Source organism: Marmoricola sp. OAE513 (assembly GCF_040546585.1).
GTDB lineage: Bacteria > Actinomycetota > Actinomycetes > Propionibacteriales > Nocardioidaceae > Marmoricola.
Genome location: NZ_JBEPOC010000001.1, coordinates 1619504 through 1645358 on the forward strand (window position 1 = coordinate 1619504; position 25855 = coordinate 1645358).

At 69.8% G+C, this 25855-nt stretch carries 19 protein-coding genes; 11 read left to right on the forward strand and 8 right to left on the reverse strand.

The window, feature by feature from the left end; genetic code table 11:
* Nucleotides 1-84: 84 nt before the first annotated feature.
* Both ABIE44_RS08270 and ABIE44_RS08275 read right to left on the reverse strand, forming a co-directional pair.
* The gene (locus ABIE44_RS08270) at nucleotides 85-987 is read right to left on the reverse strand and encodes a DUF4344 domain-containing metallopeptidase (protein WP_209719628.1); all 903 of its coding nucleotides are present in this window, start codon (nucleotides 985-987) and stop codon (nucleotides 85-87) included.
* 190 nt (nucleotides 988-1177) lie between these two features.
* Nucleotides 1178-2935 carry an Ig-like domain-containing protein gene (locus ABIE44_RS08275; RefSeq protein ID WP_209719625.1) on the reverse strand — a complete coding sequence of 586 codons (1758 nt, stop codon included), beginning with the start codon at nucleotides 2933-2935 and terminating at the stop codon, nucleotides 1178-1180.
* Nucleotides 2936-3239: 304 nt separating this feature from the next.
* Between ABIE44_RS08275 and ABIE44_RS08280 the strand changes: the two genes are divergently transcribed.
* Together ABIE44_RS08280 and ABIE44_RS08285 are read left to right on the forward strand one after the other, a co-directional pair.
* Nucleotides 3240-4268 (forward strand): ATP-binding cassette domain-containing protein, encoded by a 1029-nt coding sequence (locus tag ABIE44_RS08280; RefSeq protein ID WP_209719623.1) that lies wholly within the window; start codon nucleotides 3240-3242, stop codon nucleotides 4266-4268.
* The gene (locus ABIE44_RS08285; protein ID WP_209719620.1) at nucleotides 4265-5116 is read left to right on the forward strand and encodes an ABC transporter permease; all 852 of its coding nucleotides are present in this window, start codon (nucleotides 4265-4267) and stop codon (nucleotides 5114-5116) included. The genes ABIE44_RS08280 and ABIE44_RS08285 overlap by 4 nt, the downstream gene beginning before the upstream one ends.
* On the opposite strand, the gene ABIE44_RS08290 is transcribed toward ABIE44_RS08285, so the two are convergent.
* Nucleotides 5113-8247, reverse strand: coding sequence for an AfsR/SARP family transcriptional regulator (locus ABIE44_RS08290; RefSeq protein ID WP_209719617.1), 3135 nt, complete (start codon nucleotides 8245-8247; stop codon nucleotides 5113-5115). The two genes, ABIE44_RS08285 and ABIE44_RS08290, sit on opposite strands and share 4 nt — an antisense overlap.
* Before the next feature lie 168 nt (nucleotides 8248-8415).
* On the opposite strand from ABIE44_RS08290, the gene ABIE44_RS08295 reads away from it, so the two are divergent.
* From ABIE44_RS08295 to ABIE44_RS08310, 4 genes are all read left to right on the forward strand, one after another.
* Nucleotides 8416-9003, forward strand: a complete 588-nt coding sequence (locus tag ABIE44_RS08295; RefSeq protein ID WP_209719615.1) for a hypothetical protein — start codon at nucleotides 8416-8418, stop codon at nucleotides 9001-9003.
* 202 nt (nucleotides 9004-9205) lie between these two features.
* Entirely contained in the window at nucleotides 9206-9634 is a 429-nt protein-coding gene (locus ABIE44_RS08300) for a Crp/Fnr family transcriptional regulator (protein WP_209719612.1), read from the forward strand.
* A 14-nt stretch (nucleotides 9635-9648) separates the two neighbouring features.
* Entirely contained in the window at nucleotides 9649-11109 is a 1461-nt protein-coding gene (locus ABIE44_RS08305) for an adenylate/guanylate cyclase domain-containing protein (protein ID WP_209719609.1), read from the forward strand.
* Between the two features lie 10 nt (nucleotides 11110-11119).
* Nucleotides 11120-11647, forward strand: a complete 528-nt coding sequence (locus ABIE44_RS08310) for a gamma carbonic anhydrase family protein (RefSeq protein ID WP_209719607.1) — start codon at nucleotides 11120-11122, stop codon at nucleotides 11645-11647.
* A gap of 51 nt (nucleotides 11648-11698) precedes the next feature.
* Here ABIE44_RS08310 and ABIE44_RS08315 read toward each other — a convergent pair whose 3' ends face one another.
* Nucleotides 11699-13123, reverse strand: a complete 1425-nt coding sequence (locus ABIE44_RS08315) for a phytoene desaturase family protein (RefSeq protein ID WP_209719604.1) — start codon at nucleotides 13121-13123, stop codon at nucleotides 11699-11701.
* 25 nt (nucleotides 13124-13148) lie between these two features.
* Nucleotides 13149-14996: a DUF3556 domain-containing protein gene (locus tag ABIE44_RS08320; RefSeq protein ID WP_209719601.1), complete on the reverse strand. Its 1848-nt coding sequence runs from the start codon at nucleotides 14994-14996 to the stop codon at nucleotides 13149-13151.
* A 119-nt stretch (nucleotides 14997-15115) separates the two neighbouring features.
* Here ABIE44_RS08320 and ABIE44_RS08325 point away from each other — a divergent pair, with 119 nt between their 5' ends.
* The 3 genes from ABIE44_RS08325 to ABIE44_RS08335 all read left to right on the forward strand — a co-directional run bounded on the left by ABIE44_RS08325 (nucleotide 15116) and on the right by ABIE44_RS08335 (nucleotide 18523).
* Nucleotides 15116-16423, forward strand: a complete 1308-nt coding sequence (locus ABIE44_RS08325) for a PucR family transcriptional regulator (protein WP_354437934.1) — start codon at nucleotides 15116-15118, stop codon at nucleotides 16421-16423.
* Nucleotides 16424-16659: 236 nt separating this feature from the next.
* Nucleotides 16660-16986 (forward strand): DUF3817 domain-containing protein, encoded by a 327-nt coding sequence (locus ABIE44_RS08330; RefSeq protein WP_209719598.1) that lies wholly within the window; start codon nucleotides 16660-16662, stop codon nucleotides 16984-16986.
* 70 nt (nucleotides 16987-17056) lie between these two features.
* Nucleotides 17057-18523 carry a phosphoinositide-specific phospholipase C-related protein gene (locus ABIE44_RS08335; protein ID WP_209719594.1) on the forward strand — a complete coding sequence of 489 codons (1467 nt, stop codon included), beginning with the start codon at nucleotides 17057-17059 and terminating at the stop codon, nucleotides 18521-18523.
* Nucleotides 18524-18593: 70 nt separating this feature from the next.
* On the opposite strand, the gene ABIE44_RS08340 is transcribed toward ABIE44_RS08335, so the two are convergent.
* Nucleotides 18594-23180 (reverse strand): lamin tail domain-containing protein, encoded by a 4587-nt coding sequence (locus tag ABIE44_RS08340; protein ID WP_209719591.1) that lies wholly within the window; start codon nucleotides 23178-23180, stop codon nucleotides 18594-18596.
* A gap of 117 nt (nucleotides 23181-23297) precedes the next feature.
* The gene (locus tag ABIE44_RS08345) at nucleotides 23298-23522 is read right to left on the reverse strand and encodes a hypothetical protein (protein WP_209719588.1); all 225 of its coding nucleotides are present in this window, start codon (nucleotides 23520-23522) and stop codon (nucleotides 23298-23300) included.
* Between the two features lie 49 nt (nucleotides 23523-23571).
* Here ABIE44_RS08345 and ABIE44_RS08350 point away from each other — a divergent pair, with 49 nt between their 5' ends.
* Both ABIE44_RS08350 and ABIE44_RS08355 read left to right on the forward strand, forming a co-directional pair.
* A complete protein-coding gene (locus tag ABIE44_RS08350) occupies nucleotides 23572-24354 on the forward strand; it encodes a carboxymuconolactone decarboxylase family protein (RefSeq protein ID WP_209719584.1) in 783 nt (260 codons plus the stop codon).
* Nucleotides 24351-25196 (forward strand): SCO6745 family protein, encoded by an 846-nt coding sequence (locus ABIE44_RS08355; protein WP_209719580.1) that lies wholly within the window; start codon nucleotides 24351-24353, stop codon nucleotides 25194-25196. The genes ABIE44_RS08350 and ABIE44_RS08355 overlap by 4 nt, the downstream gene beginning before the upstream one ends.
* Before the next feature lie 3 nt (nucleotides 25197-25199).
* Here the strand turns inward: ABIE44_RS08355 and ABIE44_RS08360 are convergent, their stop codons facing one another.
* Complete coding sequence (locus ABIE44_RS08360; protein WP_209719577.1) at nucleotides 25200-25805, reverse strand: TetR/AcrR family transcriptional regulator; 606 nt, start codon at nucleotides 25803-25805, stop codon at nucleotides 25200-25202.
* Nucleotides 25806-25855: the final 50 nt, after the last annotated feature.

A 25855-nucleotide genomic window follows, 5' to 3' on the forward strand; every position in this document is an offset into this window, starting at 1 on the left:
CAAGCCTGACTTTTAGTTTGGGGTCCAAGCACGCTCCCCACCCGGCACTGCCGGGCAGGGATCGGGCGGAGCGGGAAGGGCGGCTCAGCCCTCGTCGGCGTCGCGCCGGTGCGGCTCGAGCAGCTTGGTCCAGGCGTTGTGCATCTGCTCGTACTCCCCGGGGCAGCGCTGGAGGCGGGCGGCGGGCACGAACCCGATCTGGTTCATGATCTGCATGTTCTCGTCGCTGGCGCCGGCCACCTTGCAGGCGATGTCGACCGCGCGCTGGATGCTCAGCGAGTGCTCGTCGGCGAACTGGGTCGCGTCCGGCGAACCCTGGTAGTCCTGCAGGGCGGAGAAGAACTGAGCCGCAGCGAAGGCGTACTCGGCACCGTTGTCGACGAAGTCGGTGAAGAACCAAGTCGCCATGCCGTCCGCGGAGTCCTCCTCGCGACCCGTGACCGGGATCTCGAGAACGTCGACGAAGGCGTGCGCGATCTCGTGGATCAGGATGAAGTCGTTGACCGCGGCCCACTGCTTGCCGAGCTCGGTGTCGTCGATCGAGCTGCCGTCCGAGCCGGTCTGGCTGAGCTTGATGATGTTCGCGGTCAGGTTCGCGAAGTCGTAGAAGATCGTGACCGTCTTGGTGGTGGGGTCGTAGTACGGCGAGCCGTCCTCGTTGCTCACGTGGATCTTCAGGTCCTCGGGGAGCTTGAACGCGTCCGCGAAGCCCTCGGCGATGCCGTCGACCTCACCGGCCTTGAGGATCTCCTCGGCCAGGGCCTGGGCGGTCTTGCCCTCGGCGGCGGCCAGGGTGGCCACGTAGGCCTCACCCGGACCCTCGAGCGGCTCGTCGTAGGTGACCTCGATGGTGTGCTTCTCCTCGGCGGTCCTGGTGGGGGTCGGCTCGGCCTTGGCGTCGGCCTTGTCGTCGGAGGAACCACAGCTGGAAAGAGTCAGTGCCGCGAGGACCGCGACGGCGGGAGCAAGGGAACGGAGGGATCGCATGGGCGGGAGCCTAGGGGAGCCCGATGGCGTCTTCGTGTTCCAGCGACCGACCATCTAGACCGCGCGCTCGGTGATCCTCGAGCAGTGCAACCTCCGTCCCGGAGAAGGCGTCTGGGACGCCGAGAAACGCGGAACTCCGCGTGGACCGAGGTCCACGCGGAGTCCGCGTCTGCAGCTCTGTGCTGGTCGATCAGGGCAGGTTCACGACGACCGTCGCGCTCTTGCCTCCGTAGGCGATCACGTAGACGTGGGTGCCGCGGGTCTGCGTTCCGACCTGGATGAAGAAGTTGCGTCCGATGACGCCGCTCCCCTTGAGGTGGACCCCCTTCTCGCTGACGGTGATGCTGCCCGCGATCGGGAGGGGCGCGTTCGTCTTGCCCGAGAGCGTGACGAAAGGCTTGGCCGTGGTGCCGGACACGTCCACGTTGACGACGAAGCCGGCGTCGACCGGCGGCGCACCGACCGTGATGGTCACGGTGTTGCCGACGGCCGGGTGACCTGCGTCCTTCACGGTGTAGTCGAAGGTCGCCGTGCCGCTGAAGCCGTACGCCGGGGTGAAGGTGGCCTGGTTCCCGTTGAGGGAGACCGTGCCCTGCTCCGACGTACCGACCGTGTAGGTCAGCGGGTCACCGTCGGGGTCCGAGCCCGCCAGCGTGACCGTCTTGGCCGCACCGAACGGCGTCGACGCCGCGACCGGTGCCGCGGTCGGAGCCGCGTTCGGCGGGATGCCGATGAAGGTGTACTTCGTCGACCCGATGGTGATCGAGTTGATCACGCCGTGGCCCTGAACGCCCGATCCGAGGGACCAGCCACCGAACAGGATCTTGGCCTGCGGGAACACGCCGCGCCACTCGGCGAGGGTGCCGTGGTTCTCGGACCCGAAGCCACCACCGTGCTGCGGAGCATCAGCCTTGACGATCGCGGACGACCCGTTGGTCAGCCACCAGTCGTTGCCGTACAGGACGTTGCCGTTCGCGTACTTCGGCTCACCGACGAGCGTGCCGTCGGGCAGCCCGTCGTTGTCGAAGTCGACGACGAGCTGCGTCGAAGGCAGGAGCGCGCCCTCGTAGTTGGTGTAGTTGAGCGACGGCTCACCGGCCGCGCTCAGCGGCAGGGCGTTGGTGCTGAAGTAGCCCGCAGACTTGGCCTGGCTCGAGGTCGGAGCAAGGACCGTCTTGATCTCCACACCACCCTCGGGCAGGAACGTGTTCGTCCCCTGGGACCGGGTCTCCGAGGTGTCGACATCGGCCGCGGTCAGCACCTTGGTCGTCTGGGCCGGGGCCGGGGCGAACGTGTACGTGTCGCCGGCGATGACGAAGTTGTTGATGAACCCGTCACCCTTGACGCCCGAACCGAGCGACCAACCACCCTGGACGACCTTGGCGGCTGGGAAAGCGGTCTTCCACTGGGCCAGCGTGCCGTTGTTATCGGAGCCGTAGCCGCCGGAGTGCGAGGGCGCGCCTGCCTTCACGAAGGCAGCCGAGCTGTTCGAGGCCCACCAGACGTTGCCGTACAGCGGGTCACCGTTGGCGTAGGTCGGCTCGCCGACGAGGATGCCGTCGATGCTGCCGTCGCCGTTGAAGTCGACCTTGAGCTGCAGGCCGGGGCGCAGGGTGTTCACTCCGATGTTGGCGGTCCACGACATGGTGGGCTCGACCGCAGCAACCGCGGAGAGCGTGCGGTTGACGTCGAAGTAGCCAGCAGCCTTGTCGGTCGCGGTCGCGCCCTCGGTGTAGACGCGGACCTTGCCGTTCTCGAAGACGTTGTGGCCGGTGGCCCGGGTGTCGGACTGGTCGACCAGGTTGGCCGTGACGACCTTGTTGGCGGCCTCGGCGGGACCGAGACCGGACACCAGGCCGGCAGTGACTACCGCAGCGACGGCAACCCCGACCGGCAACCGATAGCTCTTGAGTGCACGGTGGCGCGCACTGAGGGGAGATGAAGACATGGAAATGGAACCTCTCGTGACGAACGACCGGACGACCCCTGGGAGAAGGAGCTGGCCGAACCCGAATTTCGGAATGTTCGCTGTCGAAAATAGGCACAACCCGCGACAGGTGGCTGAACAGGGCTAGACCGCACGCCGAACGGAGCTCGGACGAACCGGACATCCCTCTCGATCCGGCTGCCAACTCCTCCGAACCGGTTGACGCCCGAGCCTTGAAACCGCCGTGAAGCCGTCGTGAAACCGCGGCGGCGGAGGGTTCGTCCCGACCGGCCCACTCCCGAGCCGGCCAGGAAGGAGCATCACGATGCCCACCCCCCCACTCACCCCCACACCTACGCACGCAGTCCGGGCCACCGGCCTGGTGAAGACCTTCGGCCCCGCCAGCGACCCGTTCACCGCCGTCGGCGGCATCGACCTCGAGGTCCGCCAGGGCGAGATCTTCGGAGTGCTCGGCCCCAACGGCGCCGGCAAGACCACCATGCTGAAGATGCTGGCGACCCTGCTGACGATCGACGGCGGCGAAGCCTCGATCTTCGGTGTCGACGTCCGCAAGGAGCCGCACCGGATTCGCCAGCTGCTCGGCGTCACCGGGCAGTACGCCTCGGTCGACGAGAACCTCACCGCCAACGAGAACCTCTGGCTGTTCGCCCGGCTCCAGGGCGTCTCCAGCAAGGAGGCCAAAGCGACCGCGAGCCGCCTGCTCGGCCAGTTCGCCCTGGAGGAGGCGGCCGACAAGCCGATCTCCCAGTTCTCCGGGGGCATGCGCCGCCGCCTGGACCTGGCGGCCAGCCTGATCACCCGTCCGCCGCTGATCTTCCTCGACGAGCCGACCACCGGCCTCGACCCGCGCACCCGGGGTCAGATGTGGGACACCATCCGCGGCCTGGTTGCGGACGGCAGCACGATCCTGCTGACCACGCAGTACCTCGACGAGGCCGACCAGCTCGCCGACCGGATCGCCGTCATCGACCGCGGCGTCAAGGTCGCCGAGGGCACTCCCGACGAGCTGAAGACCTCGGTCGGCGACTCGACCCTGCAGCTGCAGCTCGCCGAGGGCTCGGACCAGAACCTGGCGATCGACATCGTCCGGGTGGTCGTCGGCGAGGAGCCGGTGCTCACCCCGGAGTCCGGTCGGATGAACGTCGCCCTCGCCGAGGCCGACCGCGCGGGCGACGTGCTGATCGCCCTGCGGCAGGCCGGAGTCAGCATCAGCGCCGTCACCGTCGACAAGCCGACCCTCGACGAGGTCTTCCTCGCCCTCACCGGCCACGACACCGGCGAGGACGCCCCGACCGATCCCACCACCGACCTGGAGCTGGAGGCAGCCCGATGACCATCGCGACACCAGACAACACCCGACGATCGGCCGTCGTCCTCGACACCGTCGAGATCGTGGCGCGGACCGACCCGCGCAACACCTTCGGCCAGACCGTCAGCCAGACCCTGTCGATGGCCTGGCGGGCGACCAAGAAGATGCGTCGCAACCCGGAGCAGTTCTTCGACGTCACGATCCAGCCGATCCTGTTCACCGCGATGTTCGCCTACATCTTCGGGGGCGCGATCAGCGGCGACGTGAAGAGCTACCTGCCGATCATGATCCCGGGCATCCTCGCCCAGACCGTGCTGACCACCTGCATGGCGACCGGCGTCCAGCTCCGTGAGGACATGGACAAGGGCGTCTTCGACCGGTTCAAGTCCTTGCCGATCGCACGGATCGCCCCGCTCGCCGGACCGATGGTGGCCGACCTGCTGCGCTACACGATCGCCGCGACGCTGACCTTCGCGATGGGCATCGCCGTGATGGGCTACCGGCCCGGCGGCGGCGTGCTCGGGGTGACCGGCGCGATCCTGATGGCGATCTTCACCGGCTGGTGCATGGCCTGGGCCTTCACCTGGATCGGCACCATCGCCAAGAGCGCGCAGGCGGTGCAGGGCTTCTCGATGATGATCCTGTTCCCGCTGACGTTCCTGTCCAACGCGTTCGTCCCGGTGGACACGCTTCCCGACGGGCTCGCATCGTTCGTGAAGATCAACCCGGTCTCGCACCTGGTCACCGCGGCACGCGACCTCGCCAACGACGGCGCGGTGACCGGCGAGGTCGGGTGGACGATCCTGGCCGGATTGGTGGTCATCGCGATCTTCGCCCCGCTCTCGGTGCGGAGCTACAAGAAGCACCTCTAACGGTTCAACGAGCCGACGTAGGCCCGGGTCTCCTCCAGGAGGTCCGGGCCTCGTCGTACGCCGTACTCCGCCTGGGTCTGCTCCAGCAACCCTGGGGCACGGGTCTCCGCCTCGGCAGCGATGCGGGCCCACGACATCGTCGGGATGCTCCGGTTGTAGGCGAACCGGTCCGCCAGCACCAGCAGCCGGACGGCGTCCTCGACTGGGAGCGCGTCGTGCTGCAGCGCCCATGCGCCGAGCGCGAAGAGGCCCAGCCCGCAGACCGGGAAGTCGAGGTAGGGGTACTCCGGGTCGAGCACCAGCGCGAGTCGGCCGAGGTTGTTCGCGAACAGCTCGCGGGCGAACCCGTCGTCGTTGTCGTCGTACGCGTAGGCGGTCAGCGCCGCCGCCTCCGCGAAGAGCACCCACGGCTCGAGTCCCGTCGTGGCCATGCCGGGGAACTCGAGGGTACGCACCTTGAGCACCGCCTCGCGGTAGAGCGCGAGCCCTTCCTCGGTGTCTCCGCACGCCAGAGCGAGCTCTGCGGTGGCGAGGTCGATCACCAGTCCGCCGCCAAAGACGCCCTCGGTCTCCTCGGCCTTGTCGAGGTGGGTGATCTCCAGAGCCGCCTGGTCGAGGCGTCCTTCGAGGATCTGCGAGAGCACCACCAGCGAGCGCAGCTGCAGCGAGTCGTCGCGGGCCCCGAGCCGCTCGAGCACGGGCAGCGCCGCCTTGGCGTGCTCGACCGCGTCCTCGTGGTGCCCGAGCTGCATCGTCAGCTGGGCGAGCTGCGTGTGCAGGATCGCACGGGTCCACGGCCCGTCCTCTGCCGTGGTCATCGCGATCGCCCGCTGGGCGGAGGCCATCGCGGCCTCCGGGTCCCCGATGTTCTCCAGCGCGTGGCTCTGCCACTGCAGCGCACCGACCGCGAGGTGCCGGTCGGAACTCGTGACGAGCACGTCCAGGTTGGCCACGAAGCCGAGGGCATCGCTGGGGTCGAAGTCCTTCATCAAGGTGACCATCGCCTGGATGCGTGGATCCCCGTCACCCGGGCCGAGACGGCGCAGGTGCTCGCGCAGCTCCTCGATGTGGCGGGTGTTGCCGATCATCCCGTTGTTCACCGTGACCGCGAGTGCGGACCGCGCGGAGTCCGCGACGTCGTCGGGCGGGGTCCAGCCACGCACCGTCTCCGCCACCGCGTCGGTGAGCGTGAAGACCCGCGCGTGGTCGCCGAGGATCATCCAGTAGCCGCCGAGGCCCGCGAGGATCGACACCAGGGTCGAGGGGTCCTGGGCGGCGACGGCCTGCCGGAGCACGTCGGCGAGGTTGTTGTCCTCGGCCCGGAAGGCGTCGACGGCCGCGAACTGACCGGGACCCATCAGGCCGGCCGCGTGCCGGACGGCGTACTCGACGGCCCAGCCGCGGTGCGCCGACTGCGCCGCGTCCTCGTCCCCGGACTCCACGAGCTGCATCCGACCGAACTCCCGGACCGTCTCGAGCATCCGGCAGCGGATCCCGCTCGGGGCCTCGACCACGGTCACCAGCGACTGGTCGGCGAGGTTCTGGACGGCGTCCAGCGCGATCGGTCCGAGGACGGTCTCGGCGGCGTCGAGGGTGAAGCCGTCGTGGAAGAGGGACAGCCAGCGCAGGGCGTGCCGCTCGTCCTCGCTGAGCAGGTTCCACGACCAGTCGATGACGGCGAGGAGCGTCTGGTGCCGGTCGGGAGCGCTGCGGTCCCCACCGCGCAGCAGGGCGAACCGGTTCTCCAGCCGACGTGCGATGTCGGCCGTCGACATGACCCGCACCTTGGCGGCGGCCAGCTCGATGGCCAGGGGAAGACCGTCCAGGCGCTCGACGATCTCGCGCACAACGCCGTCGATCTGGACGTCCGGACGAGCCGCCACCGCGCGCTGCCGGAACAGCTCGACACCGTCGTCGAGGTCCAGCTCGCCCAGCGGGTAGACGGTCTCGGCCGAGATGGCGAGCGGCGACCGGGTCGTCGTCAGCACCCGCAGCGTCCGGGTGGTGGCGACCAGGTAGGCCACCAGGTCCGCGACCGCGGCCACGATGTGCTCGCAGTTGTCGAGGATGAGGAGGCTCGGCGACTGGTCGAGGTGCTGCGCGATCCGGGCCCGAACGTCGGCACGCTGCTCCGGCGTCAGCGCACGTCGGCCGCTCACGGAGTCACGCACGCCCAGCGCGGAGCCGACCTCACCGATCAGGTCGTCGGGCGAGGTCACCGCGACGAGCTCGACGAAGTGCACCACCGGCTGGCTGGCCTCGCGTCCGAGGACGTGGGCGAGACGGGTCTTGCCGAGACCACCCGGACCGAGGATCGACACGACACGGGTGGTGCCGAGCAGAGCGTGCAGACGGCGGATGTCCTGCTCGCGACCGAGCAGCGTCGTGGCCTCGTAGTGCACGCCCTCCCGCACGGGGCTGTCCGCGGCGAGGAGCTCGGCGTGCATCCGCTGCAGCTCTGCACCGGGGTCGGCACCGAGCCGGTCGCGCAGGTCGGTGCGGTGCAGCTCGAACCGCTCGAGCGCAGCGCCGGTGCCGCGGACCGCGGCCTCGCTGCGCAGCAGGTCGACCAGCAGGCCCTCGTCGTCGGGACTCTGCTGCGCGGCCGCCTCCAACCGCGGCAGGGCGTCGGCGTGGTCACCCAGCCGGCTGGACGCTCGAGCCCAGGCGACTGCCGCGGTGCGCAGGTCGTCGGCCGCGTCGCGCCGTACGTCGGCCAGGGGGCCGATCGCATCGCCGGCAGCCACCAACCCTGCTCCGAGCTCAAGCGCCTCGGCGGCGCGGGCAGCGGCAGTCGCCGGGTCGCGCTCGAAGGTGGTGCGGGCACTCGCGGCCAGCGAAGCAAGCAGGCTGCTGTCGACCTCGTCCGCCGGGATGCCGAGGCGGTAGCCGTCGCCGTCACGCACGACTGCGTCCGGCGAGCACGCCGTCCGGGTGCGCGAGACCAGCACCTGCAGTGCCTTACCCGGGTTGGCCGGGACGTCGTCACCCCAGATCCCCTCGACCAGCAGCTCGGACCGGACGACCCTGCCCGCGGACGCCAGCGCGGCCAGGAGTGCCTGGGGACGCTCGCCGACCACCGGCTCCCCGTTCCAGCGCACCGAGTCGAGCAGAGTCAGGGCGAGGGGCACGTGGCGAGCCTAGCGAGCGCCCGAGCTTGCTCGTGGCCGAGTGGGCGAAGCCACGTTGACGAGCGAAGCGAGGAAAACAGGTGCAGTCCAGGGAGGCGGGGACGTAGGAAACGCCGCGCCCAAACGCGCGATTCGGGCAGATCGCCCGCCGGACAGTAGATTTCCCCCATGGGGAGTTCCCGGACCGACCGGTCCGACCGGCAGCGGTTCGTCATCGCCCTCGCTGTCTTCGCAGCGATCTCCCTCGTCGCCGGCCTCGAGTTCAGCGAGGACGTCGGCCTGGTCCTGCAGGACACCCCCACCACCAAGGTCGGCTGGTTGTTCTTCGGCTGGTTCGTCGGCGGCCCGCCGTACGCGTTGACCGTGCTGCTGTGGCTGGAGCGCAAGCGGTTCAGCAAGCAGACCCGGAGGGTCTGGTCGATCCTGCTGCCGTTCTGGATCAGCCTCAGTCTGTTCGTGCTGCCCGCCCGCATCGCCGGCGCCGACGAGCACTTCGGCACCGCAGCACTGGTCGGTATCCCGCTCAGCTTCGGCTGGCTCTGGGGCATGTTCTCCACGGGACTGATGGCGTTCATCGCGGGCGTCTCCGTGCTGGCGCTGAGCCTGTCGGTCGAACCGGCGCGGGCCCGTGAGCTGATCGCGAGCCGGACGACACGCATCATCCTCGAGCGGCTGTGGTTGATCCTGCTCGTGGTCGCCCTCGGTATCGCGCTGTACGGCGGCGAGGGCAAGGGCATCTTCAACAACGGCATCTAGTGCCCCGGTGCCTGCGCCGAGCACGAGCACCAACCTCCGAGACTGCTGCGTCGCCACCTCCTCACGGGGCCGACCAACGGCGCCGAACGACCGCGCGGCGCGTTCGTGGAGGGGTGATGGACAAGCGTGCTCCCAACCCAGAGAATCAGCCGGTAGGGAGCAGCCCTGCGCGACCTCGGTCGCCACGAGAGGAGTCCTGAGGATGTTCGGCAAAGAGTCAGGCGAGAACGCGCGCATCCAGCAGCTCGCGGCGCTGGACAGGTTCAAGGATTTCAGCGACGACGAGATCCGGATGGTCGTCGACGCGGCGACCTACCTGACCGTCCCCGAGGGCTGGGCGATGATGTCCGAGAACACCCCGGCCGACAAGGCGTACCTGATCCTCGCGGGTGAGGTCTCCGTACGCCGCTCCGGCGAGGAGGTCGCGCGCGTCGGCGCCGGCGACCTGGTCGGCGAGATGGCGCTGGTCAACCACAAGCTCCGCTCGGCGACCGTCGTCACCGAGACCCCGCTCGAGGCGCTGCACTTCACCGCCGAGACCGTGGCGGACCTGAACGCGAAGATCCCGCACTTCAAGGAGGCCCTCACCGGCGCCACCGAAGAGCGGCTTCAGCGCGATCAGGGTGACTGACAGGCCCACGGGGGATGACCAGGCCTGACGGTTGGCCGGTCGTATCGGAGCTCACCTCACCGGAGAGCCGGCGGGGGCTGCGCTTCGTCGATGACGCCGTCGAGCAGGACTACCGGTCCTGGCGCGGCGACCACGTCCGTGCGTTCGCCCAGGTCGCCATGTACGGCGCCGCGGGCGCCGCGTTCTGCGCGTTCGTCGCGGTGACCTTCGGCGCGCTGGGCTACGGCCAGTACCGCGTCCTCGGGATGACGCTGATCCCCGCGATGATCGGGCTCCTGCTCCTCGGTGTCGTGGTCTCGCGCAGCGAGGACCGCAGCCACCTGACCGGGATCTGGAGCTCTCTCGCGAACCTGGTCGGCGGCATCCTCGCGGTCGCCCTGACCTACCAGACCGACGACCTGGCACTGACCGGCGCCTGCGTCACGATGGCCGCGTTCTTCGGACTGACGATGTTCCGGTTGCTACCGCGCACGGCTCTGCTCTCGGTGAGCCCGTACGTCGCCCTGGCGGCGGCCGCGACCATCCAGCACTACGCCGACGACAAGATCACCGAGGAGCAGCTCGCGGTCGGCCTGTTCATCCCGATCACGGCACTGCTGTCGGGCATGGTGCTGAACCTGGCGATCGAGTGGATCACCCGGCAGACCTACGTCGACCACCTCATCATCGAGAGCCAGCAGGACGCGCTCTTCGACGAGCGCAGCAACATGGCACGGTTCGTCTCCCCCGACATCGCCGAGACCGCGCACCTCTCCGGCCTGCACACCGACATCCGCACGGAGATCTACAGCCTCACCGCGGTGAGCATCGACCTGCGCGGGTTCACCAGCTTCACCCAGGCGCACGGCGCCGAGTTCATGGTCCAGGTTCTCCAGGAGTACTACGCCGTGGTGATCGACGCGGCCAAGGAGTACGGCGCGACCGTCAAGGACTTCGCCGGCGACGGCGCGCTGATCCTGGTGGGAGCGCCGTACCCGAGGCCCGACCACACCCGGGTCGGCCTGCGCCTGGCGCGGCACATGATCGAGCGGGTCCGTACCGTCACCGACAAGTGGGCGACACCGGAGACACCGCTCGGCGTCGGCATCGGGATCTCGTCGGGCGAGTGCGCGGTCGGTGCGATCGGCACCGAGCAGCAGCTCGAGTACGCCGCCATCGGCACCACCGTGAACCTCTCGGCGCGTCTGTGCAGCCGGGCTCAGGACGGTCAGATCCTGATGGGGCCGGGCACGGCACGGGCGCTCGAGGAGACACTCGGCTGGACCCGCGAGCTGATGACCTTCAACGGGATCCCCGAGCCGGTCGAGGTGACGATCGAGGACACCCGCATCCCCAAGCCGGTGCTGACGACACCAGGAACGGCGAGCGGCGTACCGACGCAGCGGGAGCCGGGACCGGACGAGGAAACGGTCGAGGGCGAGCCCGCCCCGGTCGTCGAGCCTGCCGAGACGTCCGGACCGAACACACCCCAGTAGCGTTCCCTGCGTGAACCTCTACTCGTTCGAGGGCAAGAGCCCCACCGTGCACCCCGAGGCGTTCGTCGCCCCGACCGCGACCTTGATCGGCGACGTGACGATCGAGAAGGGCGCGAGCGTCTGGTACGGCGCCGTCCTGCGCGCGGACATCTGCACGATCATCGTGCGCGAGGGCGCCAACATCCAGGACAACTCCGTCGTGCACGGCGCCCCGCACACCACCGTCGAGATCGGCGCCAACGCGACCGTCGCCCACAGCTGCGTCGTGCACGGCTCGTTGCTCGGTGAGGGCTCGCTGCTCGGCAACGGCAGCACGATGCTCGACGACGTCGTCATCGGCGCGGGGTCGCTGATCGCCGCCGGCTCGCTGCTGACCCCGGGCACCCAGGTCCCCGACGGCGTCCTGGCGGCCGGCTCCCCCGCGGTGGTGAAGAAGCCGATCGAGGACGGATCGATGCCGCAGTTCTGGCTGCACGGCAACCCGCCGTACTACCAGGAGCTGGCCCAGCGGCACGCTGCCGGGATTGAGCCCGTGTGACCGCAGGTCGTGTGCCTGAGCGCGCGCTACAGCGCGCGCTCAGGCACACAACTACAGCTTGCGGAGTGCGGTCTCCGCGGCGTGGAAGCCGCCCATGCCGTGTACTCCCCCTCCGGGCGGAGCGGCGGAGGAGCAGAGGTACACGCCCTTCACCCCGATCGTGTACGGGTTGAGCGCGGGGCGGGGGCGGAAGACGATCTGGCGTGCGGTGTTCGCGCCGGCGCCGATGTCGCCGCCGATGTAGTTCGCGTTGTACGACGCCATGTCGGTGGCCGACCGTACGTAGGTCCCCACGATGCGCTCGCGGAAGCCCGGGGCGAACCGCTCGATCTGTGCGGTCAGCGCCTCGGTGGCATCACCGGTGTAGCCGGCCGGGACGTGCGCGTAGGCCCAGAGCGGATTCACCGACCCTGCCGAGCGGGACGGGTCGGCGAGGTACTGCTGCCCGACCAGGGCGAACGGGCGCTCGGGCATCTCACCCCGTGCGGTCGCCGCCTCGACGGACACGATCTCCTCGGCGGTGCCGCCGATGTGCAGGGTCCCGGCCCGGCGACAGTCCTCGTTGGTCCAGGGCACGTCGCCCTCGATCGCGTAGTCGACCTTGTGCACCGCGGGCCCGTACTCGTACTTGGTGAAGGCGCGCTTGATGCGCCCGGGCAGCACGTCGCCGTACAGGTCGAGGACGCCGGCGGGTGCGAGGTCGAGCAGCACGACGTCAGGCTCGAAACCGACCTCCTCGGCCAGCTGGGCCCGCGAGGCCACCCGGACGTCGGTGCGGACGCTGCCGCCCAGGGACTCGAGCTTGCTGATCAGCGCGTTCGCGATGGACTGGCTGCCACCTTCGGCGACAGGCCACCCGGCGTGGTGCGCCGCTGCCGTCAGCATCAGCCCGATGGAACCGCTCAGCGGGGTGTCGAGCCGACCGAACGCGTGTGCCGCGACGCCCATGTAGAGCGCGCGCGCCGGGTCGCCCTTCCAGTGCTTCACCGTCAGCGTCCCCGGCATCAGCGCCTGCGGACCGAACCGACCGAACGCGATCGGGTGCTTGGGCAGGTGCACCGCGGGTCCCATGGCGTCGACGGCGATCTTCGGAAAGGTGCGAGCGAGCGGACCGAAGACCCGGTGCCACGACCGGGCGTCCGCGCCGATCGTCCGGTCCGTGTCGCTCATCGTCCGCGTGACGATGCCGGCGCGACCGTCGTCGAGCGGGTGCGCGAACTCGACCTCGGGCCACAGCCAGCGCAACCCGTGCTCGGCCAGCCCCAGTGTCGAGAGGTACGGCGAGGCGACGCCGGTCGGGTGGAACGCCGAGCAGTCGTCGTGCAGCAGACCGGGCACGATCCGCTCGGTGGTCCGGGTGCCACCGCCGGCGACCGAGGCCGCCTCCAGCACCGTGACCTCCAGGCCCGCTTGCGCGAGCCGGACGGCTCCGGCCAGACCATTCGGGCCGCTGCCGACCACCACTGCCCTGCTCATCAGGTCTCCACCTTGCCGTTGCGCATCAGGTCGTCGCGCCGCTCGTCAGCGTCTGCTGCCGAACGTACCCGGGGGCGGTCCAGGTAGTCGTCAACGGGATCGGCCCGTTCGGCAGCCAGGGCTGCTCGGCCACGCAGTCCGAGACGTTCCAGGTGCCACGCTCGACGATGCCCAGGGCCGCGTCGATGACGCGGTACTCCTGCGGCGGGTTCAGCCACGGCGTGCGCTGCGACTCGCAGTAGGCGACGACCAGGTCACCGGGTTCCAGGTTCAGCCGCTTCTGCACCGCGGCGATCATCCGCTCGTCGTGCAGGTGACCGTCGCCGAAGTTCCAGCCGAGGATCACGTTGCAGACGAACTCGCCGTCGCGGATGGTCCGGGTGTCGATGTCGTCGAGGTGAACCCGCGCCGCCGAGTACAGGCCGCGCCCCTGGCTGTGCAGCGACCGCCAGGAGTTGACCTTCTGCAGGGTCATCTCCGCGTCGTCCTTCTCGTACGGCATCGGCGCCATCCGCTGCAGCTGGTCGATCTGGTTCTCCACCAGGGGCAGCTCGTTGAGCCGGTCCTCGATGCCCGGCTTCATCAACCAGATCGCCGAGGCCCAGTTGCCGGCGTACTGGCGCATCGAGGGCAGGAACGAGACCAGGTCGGGGCGCAGGTTGCCGAGCACCGGGCCGAAGAGGAGGAGTGCGAACACGGGGATCAGCAGCAGCGGCTTGTCGAACTCCCAGATGTTGTAGACCGACGCGTCGAAGCCGTCGCCGAACCCTCCCCACAGCACGATCGCGATGTAGCCGAAGTACACGTTCCACTCCAGCGGCACGGCGAGCGGGAACGTCGAGGTGATGAAGATGTGGAAGAGCAGCATCGCGATCGCACCGAGCATCGCGACCGTGTTGCTGGTGGTCAGCAGCAGCACCAGAGGGATCAGGATCTCGATCGTGGTGCCGCCGACGTGGGCCATGAAGAACGCCAGCTTGCTGGGCCGCAGGTCCTCGGGGAAGTTCCGGTAGTGCGCGCGCTTGGCGAAACGCGGCTGCCCCGGCTGGTTGGAGACCATCGCCGGGACGACGTTGGAGAAGTGCAGGCCCAGCTTCGAGGTCCCGGCCCCGATCCAGACGACGCAGATGATGATCTTGAACGCGACGACCAGGTCGACGAAGTCTCCGTTCGAGGCGTCGCTCTGCAGGGCGATCGCCCCGAGCGTCGCGGAGAACAGCATGATCGGCAGGTACTGCTCGGACCGTGCGGCCAGGAAGATGACCTTGTCGCGCAGACCCATCAGCGGCATCGCGACCAGGATCGGGATGAACGCGTACGCCGGCACCAGCTCCTGCGGCCCGGTACCGACCGGCACGTGCGGCACGACCTCGGCCGGGATCACCAGCGGGTAGACGAGGCTGGCCAGCACGACGAGGTACAGGACCACGTCTCCGACGGTCCGCTCGTCGCCGCCGGTGCCCGGGACCCGCGTCCCCCACGGGGCCATCCGCAGGGTGCCTGGTCGGACCCAGAAGCGGACGTTGCCGAGCATCGGCGCGAAGTGCCCGCACAGCGGGCCGAAAGCGCCACCGAGGCCGAGCACCTCGAGCAGCATCAGCCAGACCGCCAGCTTCTGGTAGACGACGATGTTGTCGAACCAGGTGCTCGGATCGGTGAACGCGACGCCGGTGGTCGTCCACGACGTGATCGCGAGCCCGACCGCGAAGTAGAGACCGAGCATCTTCAGCACGTACACGATGTTCAGCACGCGCGGGGTGCCGAAGCCGTCGTCGACCCAGTTCACCGCCAGGATCCGGATCCGCTCGGTCAGCGGGAGCTTGAGGAAGACGGCCGGCTCGACCGGCGGGTCGCTCGGGTTGATGAATCCCATGGAGTGAGGCTAGGGCCCCGAGATCTCCGCGGACACTGTGCTGATGGCACAAGATTCGTTCGGAAAATGCGTCCGTGCGGGACAGTTCCGCACCTTCCTTTGGTCTGGGAGCATGAAGCGTGCCGCTGACCGAGGACGACTTCAACCGCCGTACGACCGAGCGCGTGAGCGCGACGGCAGAGCGGATGTCGCAGAACCTGACCGGCCTGACCCACGACCTGTTCGGCGTGCTGTCCGCTTCGATCACCGAGCTCCAGGGCGATCACGTCATCCTCGACCTGCTGCGTGCCAGCATCGAGGGCAACCTCGAGACCATCTCGCTGGTCGTCCGCTACGACCTTCCGGCGTCCGAGATCCAGGCACCACCGGCCGCGGTCGAGTACGCGCGGCGCCTCGCCCAGCGCGGCATCTCCTCCAGCGCTCTGCTGCGTGCATACCGCCTCGGCCAGGAGAACGCACTCGCCTGGAGCCTCGCCCGGATCGCCGACGAGGAGTCCGACCCGATGGTCGCCTACACCGCCGGCCAGGCGTTCACCGCGATCACCTTTCGCTACATCGACGCGGTCTCCGAGCAGGTGCTCGTGGTCTACGAGGCCGAGCGCGAGCGCTGGTTGGCCAACCGCAACACGGTGCGCGCGGTCGTTCTGACCGACCTCCTCGACTCGGGCGTCGCCGACGTCGCCCAGGCAGAGACCGCGCTGGGCTACCGGCTCCGCCAGCACCACCTCGGCGTCGTGCTCTGGCGCCCCCACGACGTCGCGCCCGGCGGTGAGCTGCGCGACCTCGAGCGGCTGCTCGGTCGCCTCGCCCGCGCCGTCGGGAGCAGCGCGCAGCCACTGTTCGCCGCCCAGGACCGCGCGATGGCGTGGGGGTGGATCCCGCTCGGTGCGCGCAACGAAGTGCCGAGTCCCGAGGACCTCGACGTCGCCGAGGACGACGGCGTCCTGATCGCGGTGGGTACGCCCGCGTCGGGGCCGGACGGGTTCCGGCGTACCCACCTGGACGCGCTGCGCGCCCAGTCGGTGGCGATGGTGGCGCAGGAGCAGGCCCAACCCGTCACGTCGTACGGCGATCCCTCGGTCCGTGCGGCGGCGCTGCTCGCCGGCGACCTCGACGGCACCCGCCGCCTGGTCGCCGATGCCCTCGGCGACCTGGCCGAGGACTCCGAGAGCGCCGAGCGGCTGCGCGAGACGGTGCGCGTCTTCCTCTCGACCCGGAACAGCTTCGCGGCCACCGCACAGCTGGTGCACCTGCACAAGAACACGGTGAAGTACCGGGTCGACCGCGCGGTCGAGGCCCGCGGTCGGGGGCTGGACGAGGACCGCCTCGAGCTCGAGCTCGCGCTGATCGCGTGCCGCTGGCTCGGCACCGCGGCATTGGTCCCCGCGCACAGTCCCGTCGCCGGAATTGGTGCGCCACCGACCTGACCCACGTACGTCGGGGCGGCGCAGGCTGGAGGCGTCCGCCACCGACGAGAGGAACGCCCGTGGGAGAGCTCATCAAGGCCTTCGCCCCGATCATGATGTTCATGCTGGTGCCGTTGTGGATCCCGATCATCGCGGTGGCGGCGGGGGCGATCAGCGACAGGCTCAAGACCGACTGAGGTTTCGACAGGCTCAACCACCGACCGAAGGCTCAACCACCGACTGGGTACGGTGACGCCGTGAACGAGCCCTCCCGTGTCAGAACCTGGTTCCGCGTCATCGCCTTCGCCGAGGCCTGTTCCTGGTTGGGCCTGCTGATCGGGATGTACGTCAAGTACGTGCCGGAGACGACCGAGGTCGGTGTGAAGATCTTCGGACCGATCCACGGCGGGATCTTCCTGGCCTACGTGCTGATCACGCTCACCGCCTGGCGGGTCTTCGGCTGGTCGTTCCGCGTCGGGGCACTCGCCCTGGTCGCCAGCATCCCGCCGTTCGCGACCGCGTTGTTCGAGGTCCTGGCCGACCGCGCCGGACTCCTCGGCGAGCGCGAGAACGCCACCACCTGACGTACCTCCGCGCCGCACTTTTTTGTCCGAACGTGTGGCCTGGGTCACTCCGCGCTGCCAAGGTGGCCCGATGACCCCTCCCAGGTTCTTCCGTGCGCTGGCCGCTGCCCTGCTCCTGACCGGCAGCCTGCTCGCCCTCACCCCGACGACAGGCAATGCCGCTTCTTGGGCCGCCCCGCCCGCCGCGACCCCGTCCCCGACCGAGCCGTGCGACTCGATCAGCCCCTACGCGATCCCGTGCGTCGCGCTCGGCAAGACGTTCGACGCCCTGGCCACCGAGTGCCGCCGGGTCGGCGTACCGGATGCGCTGTGCCTGCTACCGCTGGCCCACAAGGTGACCCAGGCTGCGCGCGACGCCTACCAGACCTCGTGGGTCCACCAGACAGCCGAGTTCCAGTCCGCACTCGGTGACCCGCTGCCGTTCCGCGACGCGCAGTGGATCGGCACCCACAACTCGTTCAACTCGCTGGCCAACGGCCTGACGCTCTCGCACGCCGACTCCAACCAGCAGCTGACCTTGACGCAGCAGCTCGACATCGACGTCCGCTCGATCGAGCTCGACCTGCACTACATCCCCGGCATCCTCGGGCTCCTCGGACCGAAGACCGTCACGGTCTGCCACGGCCAGGGCGCCGAGGTCGGCCACCTCGGCTGCACCTGGGAGAAGCCGTTCACCGGGGTGCTCCCGGAGGTCGCGAGCTGGCTGAACACACCTGCCAACAGCAACGAGGTGATCCTGCTCTACCTGGAGGACAACCTCGGCGACGCGAAGGCCTACGCCTCGGCGGTCGACACCCTGGGCAAGGTGCTCAAGCGACCCGACGGCACGTCCCTCATCTACAAGCCCGACCCGACGCAGAAGGCGGCGAACGGCTGCGTCCCGTTGTCGCTGGACACCACCCGGGACGCGGTGCGCGCCTCGGGCGCACGCGTCGTGCTCGTCGGCAAGTGCGCACCCGGCTGGTCCGGCTCGGTCTTCGACTGGAACGGCGTGCACGTCGAGGGCGGCAAGACCTCGGCGTACCAGGCGTTCCCGGCGTGCGACGGCACCTACGGGCAGAGCACCTACGACAGCCAGATGGTGCGCTACTTCGAGGACACCACCCTGGTCTCCACGCTGCTGAACCCGTCGCGCAAGCCGGCCGACCCGGAGGCGTTGACACCGGAGAAGGTCGCAGCGATGACCAGCTGCGGCGTGAACCTCTACGGCTTCGACCAGCTGCTGCCCGAGGACGGGCGGATCCAGTCGACGCTGTGGAGCTGGGCTCCGGACGAGCCACGCGCGGGCGCAGGCAGCTGCACCCTGCAGCGGCCCGACGGCCGGTGGGCCGCTGCACCGTGCACCGACCTGCACCCAGCAGCCTGCCTGTCCGGCAGCACCTGGACGCTGACCGCGCCCGTGCTCGCTGCTGATGCCGCCGCGGCGTGCACGGGGATCGGCTCGACGTTCGACCTCCCCCGCGTGGGCGACTCGAACTCGCGGCTGCACGCGGTCGCCGCCGCGACCGGCGCGTGGGTGAACTACTCGATCACCTAGCGTCCTCCCGCAGAACGAGATCGGTCGGCCTCCCGGATCACGGGAGGCCGACCGACGACGTCTTCAGGGATCAGCGACCGGCGGCCTTCTTCGTCGAGGCCGAGGTGACCGCGACCGTCTTGTAGCCGGTCTTGGTACCGGTCACCGTGACCGCGATCTTCTTGCCCTTGGCGGAGGCCGGCACCTTGAAGGTCTTGCCGGTGGCACCGGACACGGACTTGCCGCCGATCTTCCACTGGTACTTGAGCGTGACCGGCGCGGGCCCCCAGGTCCCCGCGGTCGCCGTCAGCGTCTTGCCGACCTTCACCGTGCCGGTGATCTTGGGCTTGCCGGTGGTCAGCGTCCCCACTGCCACGGTCTTGCCGGCCGACGCGACCGTCCGGGTGGTGTAACCGGTCTTCGTGCCGGTCACCTTCACCGTCACCGAGCGGCCGGCGTGCGCACCGGTCGGCGTGAAGGTCGAGGCGGTGGCACCGGGTATCGCGATGCCGTTGGCGAACCACTGGAACGTGAGCGCCACCGACGCCGGCCCCCAGGTGCCCGGGACTGCGGTCAGCTTGACGCCGACCTTGGCCGTGCCGGTGACCGTCGGGGTCGGAGCCGTCAGCGAGCCCGCGGTGACGGTCGCCGTGGCGGCCGAGACCCGCGACGCCGAGGTGTAGCCGAGCTTGGTGCCCGCGACCACGACCGTGATCTCGGTGCCCACCTGGGCCGGGGCCAGGACCAGCGTGCTGGTCGTCGCGCCGGCGATCAGGCCGCCGTTGCTCAGCCACTGGTAGTTCAGCTTGACCGGGTCCGGCCCCCAGGTGCCCGGGGTGGCGGTCAGGGTCGCACCGAGCGCCGGCGTACCGGAGATCGTCGGGGTCGACGCCGAGAGCGTCCCTGGGCCCACCGGGGCCGTCGGGGCGGACGTCTTCGCCAGCGTGGTGTAGCCGGCCTTGGTGCCGGTGACGACCACGGTGATGTTCGAGTCGACCTGGCTGGCCGGGACCACCAGGGTCGTCCCGTTCGCGCCGGCGATCGGCGTCGAGCCGGCGAACCACTGGTAGGTCAGCGCGACCGGGTCGGGACCCCAGGTGCCGGCCGTCGCGGTCAGCGTCCCGCCCACCTTGACGGTGCCGCTGATGGTCGGGACCGGTCCGGTCAGCGTGCCGTTGACGACCGCGGCGGTGCCGGTCGAGGTCTTCGTCGTCGTCGCGTACCCGGTCTTGGTCCCGGTGACGGCGATCGTGATGACCTTGGCCGCGTGGGCCGCTCCCAGCGCCAGCGTGGTGCCGGTGGCGCCGCTGATCGGGTCCGCGCCGGCGAACCACTGGTAGGTCAGCGCGACCGGGTCGGGACCCCAGCTGCCGACGGTGGCTGTCAGCGTCTCGCCGACCTTGGCGGTGCCGCCGATGGTCGGGACCGGCGCGGTCAGCGCACCCGCCGCGACCGCGGCGGTGGCCTCCGACGTCTTGGTCGTGGTCGGGTAGCCGGTCTTGGTCCCGGTCACCTTGACGGTGATCGTCTTGGTCAGCTGCGCCGGACCCAGCACCAGGGTCGAGGACGTGGCTCCGTCGATCGGGTCCGCACCGGCGAACCACTGGTAGGTCAGCGCGACCGGGGCCGGGCCCCAGGTGCCGGGCGTCGCGGTCAGCGTCTGGCCGACGGCCGGCGTACCGGACACGGTCGGGACCGGAGCGGTGAGCTCGAGGACCATGCAGCTGATCGTCCCGCGACGCAGCGAGTGCCCGTCGGTGTCACCGTCGTCGGACCAGAGGACCTCCTTCTTGCCGGCGACGCAGGTGCTCTGCGCAGCGACGGCGAGGCCCTCGTTGTTGAGGTTCGGCATCCCGACCGGGCGGTCGAACGCGGCGTCGACGACGAAGGCTCCGGCAGCGTCGATCTTCAGCAGGGAGGTCTTGCCGTCGACGGTGTCGTCGGTGACCGCGCGGATCCGCTGGAGCTCCGGGTCGAAGTCGACGTCGGCCAGGGCCGGGAAGCCGCTGGCGATCGTCGCGACCAGGGTCGAGCTGGTGCCGTCGTTGTTCAGCGCGAACAGGTGCACCGCGCCGGTGGCCTCCACCGCGACGGCGTACAGGCCGGTGCCGTGGTTCGGGTAGGTCGACGGGGTGTACGCCGATCCGGTGGTCGGATCCACGAAGCCGTTGCCGACGAGGTAGGAGTCCGGGACCCAGGTGATGCCCTCGAGGCCGAGGTTCGCGCCGGCTGCCGGGATCTTGCTGGTCAGGTCCCACTCGTTGGTGGCGCTGATCGTCGTCCCGGTCGCGGCCGGGTCGTAGCGCAGCACCGACATCCGGCTGACGCCGCTGGCGTCGTTGTTGCGCTCGGAGGCTAGGTAGACGAACCCGTCCGGTCCGAGGGTGATGCCCTCGGTGTCCGGGGCGCCGGTGCCGCTCGGGTACTTCGGGTCCTTCGGCCAACCGGAGACCGGCACGAAGTTGTTGTCGGCGTCGCGGGTCAGCTTGAACAGCGTGCCCTTCTTGTTCTGCGCGGCCCACAGGGTGTTGGGGTCGGTCGGGTCGAAGACCAGGCCGGAGAGGTCCTGGAGGAACGTCTCGGTCTTGTCCGCGGTGGTGACGGTCTGGCCACCGGGCCAGGGAGTCGTCTCCAGGCCGGGGCAGGAGTTCGCCGCACCCTTGGTGGTGGCCTTGGTGTCGGCGAAGTTCCCGACGCCGTCCTTGCAGCGGCCGTAGGACTGGGCGGCGTGCGAGGCCCAGGTGTAGGTCTCGATCAGCGTGCTGCCGTCGGCGGCGAACAGCCGCACCGAGTCGGCGTTGTCGAGCTCGAAGCCGAGGTCGGCCTGGTTGAGGACGAGGTAGCCCTTCGCGGCGATCGACGTGCTCGCGGGGATCGCGTAGGAGTGCGCGTCGTCGTTGTCCTTCAGCACGAATCCGGACACGTCGACGGGGGCGTTGCTGATGTTCACCAGCTCGACCCAGTCGGCCGGGCTGCCGCCGTCGGATTCGACCTCGTTGATCCGGACCGGGCTGCAGGCGTTCGCCAGACCGCGGGTCGAGGTGGTGGTGTCACCGAAGGTGCCGGTGCCGTCGGGGCAGCGCCCCCAGGTGGTCGGCGAGTGCGCGCCCCAGGTGGTGGTGTCGACCTGGGTGGTGCCGTCGGCGAGGTAGAGGGTGACCGAGTCGCCGACCCCGAGGCCGAAGCCGGGGGTCTGGTTGATCTCGGTGTAGATCGCGTAGTAACCGCCTGCGGGGATGGTGGTCGCGGCCGGGACGACGACCGGCGTCGCGGCGTGCGCGGGGTCACCGTCGACGATCTTCCAGCCGGAGATGTTGAACGGCGAGGCGCCCCGGTTCTTGAGCTCGACCCAGTCGGCGACCTGGTCGCCGTTGGACTCGACCTCGTTGATGACCACGTCCGGCGGGCCGGCCGGGGCGCATGCGTTCCCGGCACCCAGCGTGCTGGTCATCGTGCCGAAGGTTCCCGTGCCGTCGGGGCAGCGGCCCCAGTTGGCGGCGTGCGTGTCGGGCGGGTACGTCGTGGAGTCGAGCAGGTTGGCCAGGTCCGGGGTGTACAGACGGACCGAGTCGCCCTTGCCGAGGCCGAAGGAGACGTTGACGTCGAAGGTGACGTAGCCGTGCGCGGCCAGCGAGGTGCCGGTCGGGATCGTGAACAGGTGGGTGTCGTCGTTGTCCTTGAGGACGTAGCCACCGAGGTCGACGGTGGTCTCCCCGACGTTCGTCAGCTCGACCAGGTCGGCCGGGTCGGACTGCACCTCGTTGACCTTGATGTTCTCGGCGCCGGCGGGCAACGGGCAGGAGTTCGACGCACCCTTGGTCGCAGCGGCGCTGATCACGAACGAGCCGGTGCCGTTGGGGCAGCGCGCGTAGCTCTTCCCGGCGGCAGGGTGCGCGGGGTACGAGTAGGAGTCGAGCGGGGTGACCAGGTCGGCGTCGCTGTAGAGCCGGACCGAGTCGCCGTTGCCGAGGCCGAACGCGAACTCCACGCTCTCGCCGCTGAGGCCCTTGAACTCACCCGCGGCGATGCTGCTGCCGGCCGGGAACGTGTAGATGTTGTTCTCGCTGTTGTCCTTGAGCTGCCAACCGCTGAGGTCGACCGGACCGGAGCCGGTGTTGTACAGCTCGACGAAGTCGGGGTTGTTCGAGGAGAACTCGTTGATCTTCACCGCAGAGTCCGGGACGCCGCAGGAGTTGGCCGAGCCCTTGGTGGCCGCCTGGGTCAGGACGATCGAGCCGGTGCCGTCGGGGCAGCGGCCCCAGCTCTTCCCGGCGGCGGGGTGCGCGGCGTACACGACGCTGTCGATCAGCGTCGCACTGCCCGGCGTGAAGAGGCGGACCGAGTCACCGTTGCCCAGACCGAACGCGAACTCGACCCCCTCGCCCGAGAACCCGCGGATCTCGCCCGCCGCCAGCGTCGTGCCGGCCGGGACCGTGTAGGGGTTGCTCTCGCTGTTGTCCTTCAGGACCCAGCCGGAGATGTCGACCGACCCGGAGCCGGTGTTGATCAGCTCGACGAAGTCGGGGTTGTTCGAGGAGAACTCGTTGATCTTGACGTCGGAGTCGGCGGCGAACGCTGGGGCGACCAGGACGAGGCCCGCCAGCACGAGGGCGAACAGTCCGATGACGGCCGGAATGACGGAACGGGTTCGGAACGTGTTCATCTCAGCGATGTGCATGGAGAGCGACCTCGGGTATCCAGATGTGGAGCAGGGCAGCCCGAACCTCACAGCGCCAGGCGAACGCCCGGTGAACCGCTGCGGAAGGTCAGGTGTTCGGCACGCAGACTTTCGGCCTCAGCGGGCCGGGGGCTCCTCCGGAGGGACGCCCCAGCCGTCGTCCTCGGGCTCGGCCGCCTCGGCCTGACGCTGCTTCTCGGCGTACGCGGTGGTGAACATCGTGAAGCCGATGATGAGCGCACCGAGGATGAAGCCCCAGCCGTCCTTGAGCCAGGCGGCGAGCAGGACGACGACCGCGCCTGCCCAGACGCCGATCGGAACGGTGCTGAACGACTTGAACACCTGATGAGTGTGTCAGGTCGGTGACAGAGGTTCGTGGTTCGCTAGGCGGGTGACCGGAACCTCCTCCCTGCTCGACGTCCTCGTTCCGGACGTCGCGAGCGTCTTCGCCCAGGTGGCCGCCCTGCCCGCACCGGACCGGAACGAGCTCGCCGTCGCCGAGTTCGCCGACCAGTTCACCCTCGACGTCGCGTCGATCGACGCGGAGCAGCGGGCCGCGTTCTTCGCCGCTACCGGCGACCAGGCGTTCGCGGTCGTGCAACAGATCTACGCCGCCGACTTCGTGCCGCGGGTGCGCGCGGTCCTGGACGCAGTGCTCGGTGAGAACAGCTGGCCGCAGGTCGACCCGTACGACGGGGACAGCTGGGCGCTCCTCGAAGAGTTCATGGTCGTCGTCGCCCGGTTGCACTCCCTCGACGCGACCACCACCGAGCTGGTCCGCCTCCGCGGCGCCCGGCTGCACGACTGCGCCGTCTGCAAGTCGCGGCGCAGCCAGGACGCGATCGCCGCAGGGGCGGACGACGCCCTCTTCGCCGCTGTCGACGACTGGCAGGACAGCGCGCTCCCCGAACCGGTGAAGGCGGCGCTCGGCCTGACCGACGCGCTGATCTGGACGCCGTACGACGTGCCCGGTGACGTGATCGCCGCCGCGCGCGAGCACCTGACCGACCTCCAGGTCGTCGAGGTCGTGCTCGACGTGATGCGCAACGCGGCGAACAAGATCGCGGTGTCGCTGGGCGCCGACGCCGCGACCGTGACCGAGGGCGTGGAGCTGTTCACCACCGACGCCGACGGCAACCTGGCCGTGGTGGGCCAGGAAGCGGCTCAGGCATGACCGCGATGAGTCCGGAGCGCGAGCTCTGGTCGCTCTACGAGCCGGTGCACGCCATCGTCTACTTCGACCCGTCGGTCTTCGGCTGCCTCGGCGAGGTCGGCCTGCACGGCTTCTGGAACGGCTACTTCGCCGGCAGGGCCGCACCGATGGGGGCCGTCGGGCCGGAGGTCGTGACAGCCGCCTTCTTCGGCTTCGCGCCTCGGATGGTGGCGAAGGCGATTCCCAAGGTGTGGGGTCGGGTGACCCCGGAGCAGGCTATCGAGGTCCGCCTCGAGGCCGTGCGCCGCACGCTGGCCCCGCTGATCGAGGCCGGCAGCACCGACGACGTACGGCGGGTGACCGACGCCCTGGTCACGGCCGCCGAGGCTGCCGCGTACGACGGCCGCACCCTGGGCGCCGCGTGGCGCGGGGTGCCCGTGCCCGAGGACCTGCCGGCGCGGTTGTGGTGGGCGACCACCGCCCTGCGCGAGCACCGCGGCGACGGGCACGTCCTCGCCGCCACGTACGCCGGCCTGAGCGGCCTGGAGACGAGCGTGACCCACTGCGTGCGCGGTCCGCTCACCCGCGAGCTGCTGCAGCCGAACCGTGGCTGGACCGACGAGGAGTGGGACGCAGCCGTGCAGCGGCTGACCGACCGGGGCCTCGTGGAGCCTCAGGGCCTGACCCCCTCCGGCGAGGCGCTGCGCGACCAGGTCGAGGGCGACACCGACCGGCTCTCGGCCCGGACTTCGCCCGAGGACCTGCCGCTGTTCCGCAGCGTGCTGGGCGGACTGGCCCGCGCGATCGCGGACGCAGGTGCGCTGCCGCACCTGAACCCGATGGGCGTGCCGATCCCGGAGTAGCGGTCAGCGACGCAGCGCCGGCGCCAACCAGCGCTGCAGGTACGCCCGCAGCTCGGCGCCCGACCGTGCCGGCTCCCCCGGGTCGACGACGAAGGACTGCAGCGTGCGCAGCAGGTGCTCCACGAACTCGGCCTGCGCCTCACCGACCAGACCGACCGCCTCCCAGTCGACCGGGAAGTGCGCCAGCCAGTCGCGGCCGAGCGCGATCGCCGACGGCGTGGTCAGGCCGGCCACCGTGCTGCTGATCCGCCCCGGCGCCATCAGCCGGTTGAGGGCCGGGTCGTCGCGCAGGTGCTCGTAGACGTAGGCCACGATCTCGACGGCCGCGTCGGCGGCGTCGCCACCCGTCCGCGCGAGGTGCTCGACGACGTGCTTGATCAGCTGCGCCTCAAGCCCGATCACCGCGTCGGCAGCGGCGGCGTTGAGCAGGTCCCCCGTGGTCGGGAAGTACCGGTACACGGTCTGCCGGGTCACGCCGATCAGCTCGGCGACCTCGGAGGTGCTCGTCGTCCCGGCCTCGCTGAGGCGGGTGCGCGTGGCGGTGAGGATCCGGGCGCGGGCCTCGTCGGCGTCGCTCGGAGGTTGACCTCTCCAACCGTGTGTCCTCACGAGACTGACCGGAGATCGAGCACAGCCGAGATCATACACTTTTCGAACTC